The organism is Streptomyces sp. YIM 98790 (assembly GCF_011421595.1).
In the GTDB taxonomy this organism is placed as follows: Bacteria; Actinomycetota; Actinomycetes; order Streptomycetales; family Streptomycetaceae; genus Streptomyces.
This window is the reverse complement of sequence record NZ_WTLH01000205.1, coordinates 1-9,310: the sequence shown is the minus strand read 5'-3', so window position 1 is coordinate 9,310 and position 9,310 is coordinate 1. Positions and strand designations below refer to the sequence as shown.

The 9,310-nt window shown below is 70.4% G+C and carries 7 protein-coding genes and 2 pseudogenes; 8 read left to right on the top strand and 1 reads right to left on the bottom strand.

Going from position 1 to position 9,310, the window contains the following annotated elements:
* A pseudogene (locus GQS09_RS24115) lies at positions 1-291 on the bottom strand (hypothetical protein); the annotation flags it as partial.
* Positions 292-555: 264 nt separating this feature from the next.
* Here GQS09_RS24115 and pstB (GQS09_RS24110) point away from each other — a divergent pair.
* The 8 genes and pseudogenes from pstB (GQS09_RS24110) to GQS09_RS24075 all read left to right on the top strand — a co-directional run.
* A complete protein-coding gene (gene pstB / locus GQS09_RS24110) occupies positions 556-1,452 on the top strand; it encodes a phosphate ABC transporter ATP-binding protein PstB (protein WP_165989674.1) in 897 nt (298 codons plus the stop codon).
* Positions 1,453-1,459: 7 nt separating this feature from the next.
* On the top strand, positions 1,460-2,224 hold the full coding sequence (locus GQS09_RS24105; protein WP_313896311.1) for a response regulator transcription factor: 765 nt from the start codon (positions 1,460-1,462) through the stop codon (positions 2,222-2,224).
* A 249-nt stretch (positions 2,225-2,473) separates the two neighbouring features.
* Positions 2,474-3,484 carry a PstS family phosphate ABC transporter substrate-binding protein gene (locus tag GQS09_RS24100; protein ID WP_165989672.1) on the top strand — a complete coding sequence of 337 codons (1,011 nt, stop codon included), beginning with the start codon at positions 2,474-2,476 and terminating at the stop codon, positions 3,482-3,484.
* A 115-nt stretch (positions 3,485-3,599) separates the two neighbouring features.
* Entirely contained in the window at positions 3,600-4,565 is a 966-nt protein-coding gene (pstC, locus tag GQS09_RS24095; RefSeq protein WP_165989670.1) for a phosphate ABC transporter permease subunit PstC, read from the top strand.
* Positions 4,565-5,509 (top strand): phosphate ABC transporter permease PstA, encoded by a 945-nt coding sequence (gene pstA / locus GQS09_RS24090; RefSeq protein WP_165989668.1) that lies wholly within the window; start codon positions 4,565-4,567, stop codon positions 5,507-5,509. Before pstC ends, pstA begins: the two co-directional genes overlap by 1 nt.
* A gap of 8 nt (positions 5,510-5,517) precedes the next feature.
* Positions 5,518-6,447, top strand: coding sequence for a phosphate ABC transporter ATP-binding protein PstB (pstB, locus tag GQS09_RS24085; RefSeq protein ID WP_165989666.1), 930 nt, complete (start codon positions 5,518-5,520; stop codon positions 6,445-6,447).
* A gap of 291 nt (positions 6,448-6,738) precedes the next feature.
* Entirely contained in the window at positions 6,739-7,863 is a 1,125-nt protein-coding gene (gene pstS / locus GQS09_RS24080) for a phosphate ABC transporter substrate-binding protein PstS (RefSeq protein ID WP_165989664.1), read from the top strand.
* A gap of 136 nt (positions 7,864-7,999) precedes the next feature.
* Positions 8,000-9,310, top strand: a pseudogene (locus GQS09_RS24075) (DNA-binding protein); the annotation flags it as partial.

Below are 9,310 nucleotides of genomic sequence, written 5' to 3'. Positions count from 1 at the left end.
CCGCTCCGGCTCCGCCGCCGCCCCCGGCTCCGGCCGGGGCGGCCCCCCGGCCGCCGTGGCCCCCTCAAAGGCCCGGGCCACGACATCCTCGGGGCGGCCCATCCCGCGCAGAATCCGCTTGACGTCCTCGCTCTTCTCCTCGCCGGCCACGGCCGAGCGCTTCCGCCCGATCTCCTCCCGGAGCCGGGTGACCAGGTGCCGCCGTTCGTTCGCGGACATGCTGGTGGCCTGAGCCAGATCGCCGACCTTGCTCAGGTAGTCCAGGACGAGCCGCTCACCTTCGATGCCCACGCCCCGAATCGTAGTGAACGGGGCGGGCCGTGCAGCAGGGTCCGGAACGGCCGAGCCGCGATCCGCGCACGCACCGCCCCCGCCGTGCTCCCGGCGCGCGTCGCCGCTGCCGGCACCGCACGGATCGCCGCACACCGCAAGGCACCTGGGGGAACACCTTTGTTCATCCGGGGTTCACCCGAGCCCGTGCAACCCGCTACCCACGGCCCGTTACATGGTGAACGTCCCTGCCGGACTCCCGTCACCATGCCCCAGGGAGCCACCATGACCGTAGACGCCACCCTCGCCAAGGACCCGGAGACCGGAGCGCCCGTCTCCGGCTCCCCCGAGGAGGAGTTGCCGCTGCTGTCGCGGCGACGCCGCGTACCGCAGCCCGACGCCCCGGTGGTCTTCCGGCTGGAGGGCGTCCATGTGGCCTACGGCTCCGCCCGCGCGGTCCGCGATGTCTCGATGCGGATTCACGAGCGCGAGATCACCGCGATGATCGGCCCCTCCGGCTGCGGCAAGTCCACCGTGCTGCGCTGCCTGAACCGGATGAACGACCTCGTACCCGGTGCCCGGGTGAGCGGCTCCATCACCTACTACGACGAGGACCTCTACGCCCCCCAGGTGGACCCGATCGAGGTGCGCCGCCGGATCGGCATGGTGTTCCAGAAGCCGAATCCGTTCCCCAAGTCGATCTACGAGAACGTGGCCTACGGCCTGCGGATCCAGGGGAAGCGTCCGAAGTCGGAGCTGGACGACCGGATCGAGGAGGCGCTGCGCCACGCCGCGCTCTGGGACGAGGTCAAGGACAAGCTGAAGGACAGCGGCTTCGCCCTGTCCGGCGGGCAGCAGCAGCGTCTCTGCATCGCCCGCGCCATCGCGGTCAGGCCCGACGTCGTGCTCATGGACGAGCCCTGCTCGGCGCTCGACCCGATTGCCACCGCCAAGATCGAGGACCTGATGGTCGGCCTGGCGGACGAGTTCACCATCGTGATTGTGACGCACAACATGCAGCAGGCGGCCCGCGTCTCCGACCGCACCGCGTTCTTCACTGCCGAACTCGACAGCGAGGGAGAGCGCCATGGGCGCCTGGTTGAGTACGCCGCAACCGACACGATCTTCAGCAGCCCCACCGACCGGCGCACCGAGGACTACATTTCCGGCCGCTTCGGATGACCTGGAGGTGCCGGACGGAACCGACGCCGGGGCCGCGGGCGGCGAGACGGCCATACCGGCCGCACGGAGCCCGCTCGGCATCCCGCTGAGCACCCACCCGGTGGTGCTGCTGGCCGACTCCGACGAGCGCATCCGCCAGGGACTGACCGCGCAGCTGGCCAAGTACCAGGTCTCGGTGGTGCACTGCGCGGACGGTGCCGCAGCCCTGCTGGAGGCGGGCCTGCGCAAGCCGGACGTGCTGCTGGTCTCCGCCGAGCTGCCGGTGCTGGACGGCGCGACCGTGCTGCGCCTGGTCCGGCGGCGGATGTCCATTCCGGTGGTGCTCGGCGTGGGCCCGGACGACACCCATCTGGTGGCGCCGGCGCTGGCCGCCGGGGCGAGCGCCTGCGTGGCGCGCCCCTACCGGCCGCGTGAGGTGGCGCAGTTGCTGTCGCTGGCCGACCGGGGAGGCCGGGGCTGGGACCAGCCGCTGGTGTGCGGGCCGCTGACCCTGGACCCCAGCACCTACGAGGTGCGGATGCACGGGGTGCCCACCGCCCGGCTGCCGCTGCGTGAATTCCAGCTCCTGCACCTGCTCATGCAGAATGCCGAGAAGGTCATCACCCGGGAACGCATCCGGGCCGAACTCTGGGGCGACGGGGCCCGCCGCTCCAACACCATCACCGTTCACATTCGCCGCCTCCGGGAGAGACTCGGGGACGACCCGCACCACCCGGAGATCATCCAGACGGTCAGAGGGGTGGGATATCGGCTCGTACCTCCGGCGAACTGAGGAAATACGGGAAAACCCCAACGGACCCGGAGGCCGATGCCACCGGGTCCGGAGGGGTTTTCGTCCGTTTTCGGGAAGCCCGCCGAGCTTAACGATTCGGGCACTTTTTGTGAAACTGCGGGTTCGGGTGAACATACCTTTCTGTTCACCTTCCCGCCCCCGCCAGGTCGCCGCGCGCTCCTACGTTCGGATTCCGACGGAGTCAGTCACCTGCCGGCCTACGGCTGGCGTTCCACAAGGAGCAAGCACATGCGCAACTGGCGCGCCAAGTCCGCCGCGATAGCCGCGGTGTCCGCCCTGGCCCTGCTCACGTCGGCCTGCGGCAGCGATGACGACGACAACGGCGACACCGGCGGCAGCAGCAACAACAGCAGCGAGTCGCCGAGCGAGGGCGGCGGCGACCTCTCCGGTCAGATCCGCTCGGACGGCTCCAGCACCGTCGGCCCGCTGGCCGAGGTGGCGGCCGAGCTCTTCAACGAGGAGTACCCGGACGTCAACGTCGCGGTGGCCATCTCCGGTACCGGTGGCGGCTTCGAGAAGTTCTGCAACGGCGAGACCGACATGAGCAACGCCTCCCGTGAGATCAAGGACGACGAGGCCCAGCTCTGCGCCGACAACGGCATCGCCTTCGACAACATCCAGGTCGCCAATGACGCCCTGTCGGTCGTCGTGAACCCCGGCTCGCCGCTGGAGTGCCTGACGGTCGAGCAGGTCAACGAGATCTGGAAGCCGGACTCCCCGGTCACCAAGTGGGGCGACGTGACCGGCATCGACGCGGGCGACCTGGCCGACACGGACATCGTGCTGTACGGCCCGGGCACCGACTCCGGCACCTTCGACTTCTTCACCGACACCATCAACGGCGAGTCCGGCGCCATCCGCGACGACTACACCGACATCGGTGAGGACGACAACGCCGCCATCCGCGGTGTCGAGAGCGACCCGGCCGCCATGGCCTTCATCCCCTACTCCTACGTCCAGGAGGCCGGCGACGCCATCAAGCCGCTCCAGATCGACGGCGGCTCCGGCTGCGTGGAGCCGACCCTGGAGAACGTGCAGGGCGGCACCTACACCCCGCTGGGCCGGCCGCTGTTCGCCTACGCCAGCGACAAGGCCCTGGCCAAGCCGGAGGTCGTCGAGTACCTGAAGTTCTGGCTGGACAACTCCACCGAGATCGCCGAGACCGCGGTCTTCGTGCCGATGACCCAGGAGCAGATCGACGCCGGCCACGCCAAGATCGAGGCCCTCAGCGGCCAGTGAGGCACCCCGGTCCGCCGCCGCGGACGACGCGGCGGCGGACCGGCACGCCACCTCGCACCACACCGCGAACCGCGGCACCCGTACAAGAGCAACACGACGAGTAGGACACGCAGCCATGACCACGACGACCAGTGGCGGCGTGTCCCCCAAGGCCGGCGCGGAACCTCCGCGCCGGCCATTGGGGGTCGCGCGCCCACGCTACGGCGAGAAAGCTGTCAAGGTGTTCCTCGCCTTGTGCGCCGGCCTCTCCGTCGCCGTCACCACCGCCATCGTCATCTCCCTGATCGCCCCGTCGTTCACCTTCTTCCGGGACGTGTCGGTCGTCGAGTTCCTGACCGGCACGAAATGGGCGCCGGGACTCGCCAAACCGTCCTTCGGTGTGCTCCCGATCGTGGTCGGCACGCTCACCGTGGTGGTCATCGCCATGATCGTGGCCATCCCGATCGGCCTGGCCTGTGCCATCTACCTCTCCGAATACGCACCGCGCGGGCTGCGCAAGGTCATCAAGCCGGCGCTGGAGATCCTGGAGGGCCTGCCGACCGTGGCCATCGGCCTGTTCGGCCTCTACTTCCTGCTGCCGATGATGCAGGATCTGCTGCCCTGGGCGTCCTGGCAGGGCGAGTTCTCCATCGGCGTGGCCGGTGTCGCGGTCGGTCTGCTGATCATCCCGCTGGTCTCCTCGGTGTCCGAGGACGCCATGCGCTCGGTGCCCGCCGGGCTGCGCGAGGGCGCCTTCGCGCTGGGCGCCAACAAGATGCGGGTCTCGCTGCGGGTGGTGTTCCCGGCGGCCATCTCCGGCATCGTCGCCGCCTTCGTGCTGGCCGCCTCCCGGGCGGTGGGCGAGACCATGGTGGTGCTGCTCATCGGCGGCGCGGGCAGGCCCGACCTGTCCTTCGACATCTTCGGTCCGGCACAGACCATGACCGCCTACATCGGCCGGACCTCCACCGGCGACATCTCCACCGGCACCACCGCGTACTACACGATCTTCGCGGTGGGCTCCCTGCTCTTCCTCATGACGCTGGTGATGAACATGTTCGCCATCCGACTGGTCCGCCGCTTCCGCGAGGTGTACGAGTGATGTCCCTTCAGGAGAAAACCCGGACCTCGGAACGCACCCGGCTGGCCACGGCCGGCGCCCGGGCCGCCAGCGAGGCGCTGTTCAGCCCCGCCACCGCCAAGCACCGGATCAGCAACGCGGTGTTCTTCGCGCTGCTGCTGCTGGGGCTCGGCACCGCACTGCTGTTCATGGTGTCGGTCATCATCTGGGCGGCCATCGAGGGCGCACCCCGGCTGGACGCCAACCTCTTCACCGAGGGCCCGTCCGCGATCCGGCCGGAGACTGCGGGCTACTGGTACTCCATCCTGGGCACCCTGTACGTCATCGGCGGGGTGATCGTGCTGATCGTGCCGCTGGGCGTCGGCGCGGCCATCTACCTGGAGGAGTACGCCGACAAGTCCCGCTGGTACAACCGGCTCATCGAGCTGAACATCCAGAATCTGGCCGGCGTGCCGTCGATCGTGTTCGGCATCCTCGGCCTGGCGTTCATCGTGCGCGGCACGCTGAGCCTGGGCTTCACCGCGGCGGCCGGCGCGCTGACGCTCTCGCTGCTGGTGCTGCCCACCGTCATCCTGGCGGCCCGGGAGGCGATCCGGGCGGTGCCCGGATCGGTGCGGGCCGGCTCCCTGGCCCTGGGCGCCACTCTGTGGCAGACCGTCTGGCGGAACGTGCTGCCGGCCGCCGCGCCCGGCATCCTCACCGGCGTGATCCTGGCGGTGGCCCGGGCCATCGGCGAGGCGGCCCCGCTGCTGCTGGTCGGCGCGGTCACCTTCGCCCGCTACGAGCCCGGTCTGTTCGACGGCGACTACTCGGTCCTGCCGGTGCAGATCTACAACTACGCCACCCGCGCCAAGCCGGAGTTCCAGGTCATGGCCATCGCCGGTGTGCTGGTGATGCTGGTGGTGCTGATGCTGATCAACGGGTTCGCGATCTGGCTGCGCAACCGGTACGAGAAGAAGTGGTAGGGACGGGCATGACCGGCGAAGACGCCGAGAACGGCGCACAGCAGAAGGACCAGTCGGGGCCGGTGGACACGGTTCCGGAGCAGCAGCCGCGGGACGCCGCGCCCAAGTCGGTGCGGCTCGGCCCGAGCCGGCTGCCCTCGCACGGGCATGTCGAGCACCGCGACAAGGTCTTCGAGCTCAACAAGGTGTCCGTGAGCTATGGCACCAACCGGGCGGTGGCCGATGTCTCCATGGACATCTTCCACCGCAACATCACCGCGCTGATCGGGCCGTCCGGCTGCGGGAAATCCACCCTGCTGCGGTGCCTGAACCGGATGAACGACCTCATTCCGACCGCGCGGATCGACGGCGAAGTGCTGTACCACGGCACCGATCTGTACGGCCCCCGGGTCGACCCGGTGCAGGTGCGGAAACTGATCGGAATGGTCTTCCAGAAGCCCAATCCCTTTCCCAAGTCCATCTACGACAATGTCGCCTTCGGCCCCCGCACCCTGGGCATCAAGGGCGACATGGACGACATCGTGGAAAAGGCGCTGCGGGACGCGGCGCTGTGGGACGAGGTCAAGGACAAGCTGAGATCCAACGGCCTGGCACTGTCCGGCGGCCAGCAGCAGCGGCTGTGCATCGCGCGGGCCATCGCCGTACGGCCCGAGGTGGTGCTGATGGACGAGCCCTGCTCGGCCCTGGACCCGATCGCCACGCTGAAGGTCGAGGATCTGATCCAGCAGCTCAAGAACGAGTACACCATCGTCATCGTCACGCACAACATGCAGCAGGCGGCGCGGGTCTCCGACATGACGGCGTTCTTCAGCGTGCGGGGCAGCAGTGAGACCGGTGAACGCCACGGTGAACTCGTGGAGTACAACGACACCGACAGGATCTTCAGCAGCCCGGCGGACAAGCGCACCGAGGACTACGTTTCCGGGCGTTTCGGCTGATGGCAGCCGGCCGGAGGAGCCGCCGGCCGTACCGGGAAATCCGCAGGAAACAACGCAGGAACGCGAGGAAACGCAGAAGCAGCAGGGCCCCCGGCCGGACCGGGGGCCCTGTTCCGTCCGCGTGGCCGATTCTGTACATTCCTCATCGAGTGCAGTGATTTACCGTCACATCTATGCCGCTGATTTCTTCACGGCACGTCTTCTGTCGTTCACCTTGTGTCCGTCCGGGTTTCCCTCGCGACTCCTAGGTTCCTTCGTGGACCGGTTGGGCATACACAAGGAGCACATGACATGGGCACGTGGCGAAACCCGGCGCTCGCAGCCGTCATGGCGGTTGCGGGTGCGCTGGCCGCCGGATGCGGCATGGTCAGCAGTGCGAGTCCCTCCGACCAGCCCACGCAGGAACTGCGCACCGGCATCATCGACGGCGCCGGCGCCACCTTCCCGCGGCCGTTGTTCCAGGAATGGATCAACGAATACAACGCCCGGCAGCCGTTCGCCACGATCACGTATCAGAGCGTCGGCTCGGGGGAGGGCGTCAAGCGGTTCATGGCGGACGAGACCGACTTCGGCTCGTCCGAGGAGTTCCTCTCCCGTGACCAGATGGCCGATGCCGAACTCAACCGGAAGTGCCCCGCGGTGCAGTTCCCGGTGATCTTCGGCTCGGTGGTCATCGCGTTCAACGACCAGAACCTCGACGGGCTGGTGCTGACCGCCGATCTGATCGCCAAGATCTACGATCGGCAGATCACCCACTTCAACGACCCGCAGATCCAGGACCTCAACCCGGGGCGCACACTCCCGGCCACCGAGATCCTCCCGGTGCACCGTTCCGACAGCTCGGGCACCACCTACGTGTTCACCCACTACCTCTCCCACGAGGTGCCGTCCTGGGCGTCCTCGTACGGGGAGGGCAAGGACGTCGACTGGCACGAGGAGACGCTCGGCGCGGACGGAAACGAGGAGGTCACCGCCCAGGTGATCGAGCGGACCGGCGCGCTGGGCTACATCAACCAGTCGTACGCGGTGCGCCACGGCCTGGCCACCGCGCACGTGATCAACGCCGACGGCAACGCCGTCGAACCGACCCTGAAGGCGACCACCGCGGCCTCGGAGGAGGCCGAGATCCCGGGCAGCTTCCAGTTCACCATCGACGACATCGGCGGCGAGGGCTACCCGATCACCNTCGGCGGCGAGGGCTACCCGATCACCGGAAGCAACTGGATCTTCGCCTACACCTGCGGCTACGACACCGAGACCGGCACCCTGCTGAGGGACTTCTGGCGCTGGGCGATCACCTCCGACCAGGCCGACTCGCTCGCCCTGGAACTGGGCTACGCCCCGATGGGCCCCACCCTGAAGGAGCGCGTCCTGCACCAGATCGACCTCATCAACTCCACGCCGTCCGCCGGCTGACCCGCCGGTCCGCTCGTTCCCCGAGGCCGCCTCCCCGCACCGCACGCCGGGCGAGGCGGCCGGCCGCCGTCCCGGGCCGGGAAGGCGGGATGCGCAGGGGAGACGGGTGACAGCGGGGGCCGCTACCGTTGAGCGGATGAGCACGGAACACCGCGGTGGCGTGCCGCGCACCCTCGCCGACGAGCTGCGCGCCCGGTCCGACGGCGCGCTGGCCGGGCTGCTACGGCTCCGGCCGGACCTGCTCTCCCCGCTGCCCGGGGACCTCTCCCAGCTCGCCACCCGGGCCGGCACCCGCCCCTCCGTACTGCGCGCCCTGGAGCGGCTGGACACCTTCGCCCTGCAGACCGCCGAGGCGCTGGCGGTGGCCGCACAGCCCTGCTCCGCCGAGGCGCTGGCCCGGCTGCTGCCGGGCTGCGGGCCGCGGCTGCCCGCCGCCCTGGAGGCGCTGCGCGACCGGGCACTGGTCTGGGGGCCGGACAGCGCCCTGCGGCTGGTGCGCACCGCCCAGGAGCTGCTGGCGCCCTCGCCCAGCCGGCCCGGCTCCACCGGCCTGGGCCCTTCCCTGGCCGAGGCCACCGCCGGATTCCCGCCCAGCCGCATGCAGGAGCTGCTGGCCGCCACCGGACTGCCGTCCACCCACGATCCGGTGAGCGCGCTGCAGGCGCTGGTGGAGCTGTTCGCCGACCCGCAGCGGCTGGAGAAACTCCTGGCCACCGCTCCGGAGCGGGCCCGGGCGGCCCTGGAGCGGCTGGTCTGGGGGCCGCCGTACGGCGAGCTGTCGCCCGATCCGGCGCCGCATCTGCGCTGGCTGCTGGAGCGCGGGCTGCTCATCCCGGTGAACGGCTCCGGCCCGGTCGCGGCCGGCGCCGCGGGCACCGCCGGCACGGCGGGCACGGCGGGCACGGCGGGCGGGCGCTCCGGCGTGAGGACCGTGGTGCTGCCCCGCGAGGCCGCGCTGTCGCTGCGCGGCGGCCGGGCGCACCGCGAGCCCAGCCCGCTGCCGCCCGAGGTCACGGTGCGCGCCGGGTATCCGCCGCCGGAGGTGGACCGGGCCGCGGCCGGGCAGGCGCACACCGCGCTGACCGTGGTGGAGGAGCTGCTGAGCCGCTGGGAGGAGGACAGCCCGGCGGTGCTGCGGGCCGGCGGTCTGGGCGTGCGCGACCTGCGCCGGCTCGCGGCCGCCCTGGAGGTGTCCGGCACCGAGGCCGCGTTCTGGGCCGAACTCGCCTACGCCGCCGGGCTGGTGGCCTCCGACGGCGAGGCCGGCGAGCGGTACGCCCCCACCCCGGCCGCCGACTCCTGGCGCGAGCTGCCGCCGGAGGAGCGCTGGGCCCGGCTGGTCCTGGCCTGGCTGCGCACCACCCGGGTCCCCGGCCTGATCGGCCGCGGCCCGGCCGGCCGCGACCAGCGTCCCCCGGCCGCCCTGGGGCCGGGCCTGGACCGCGGC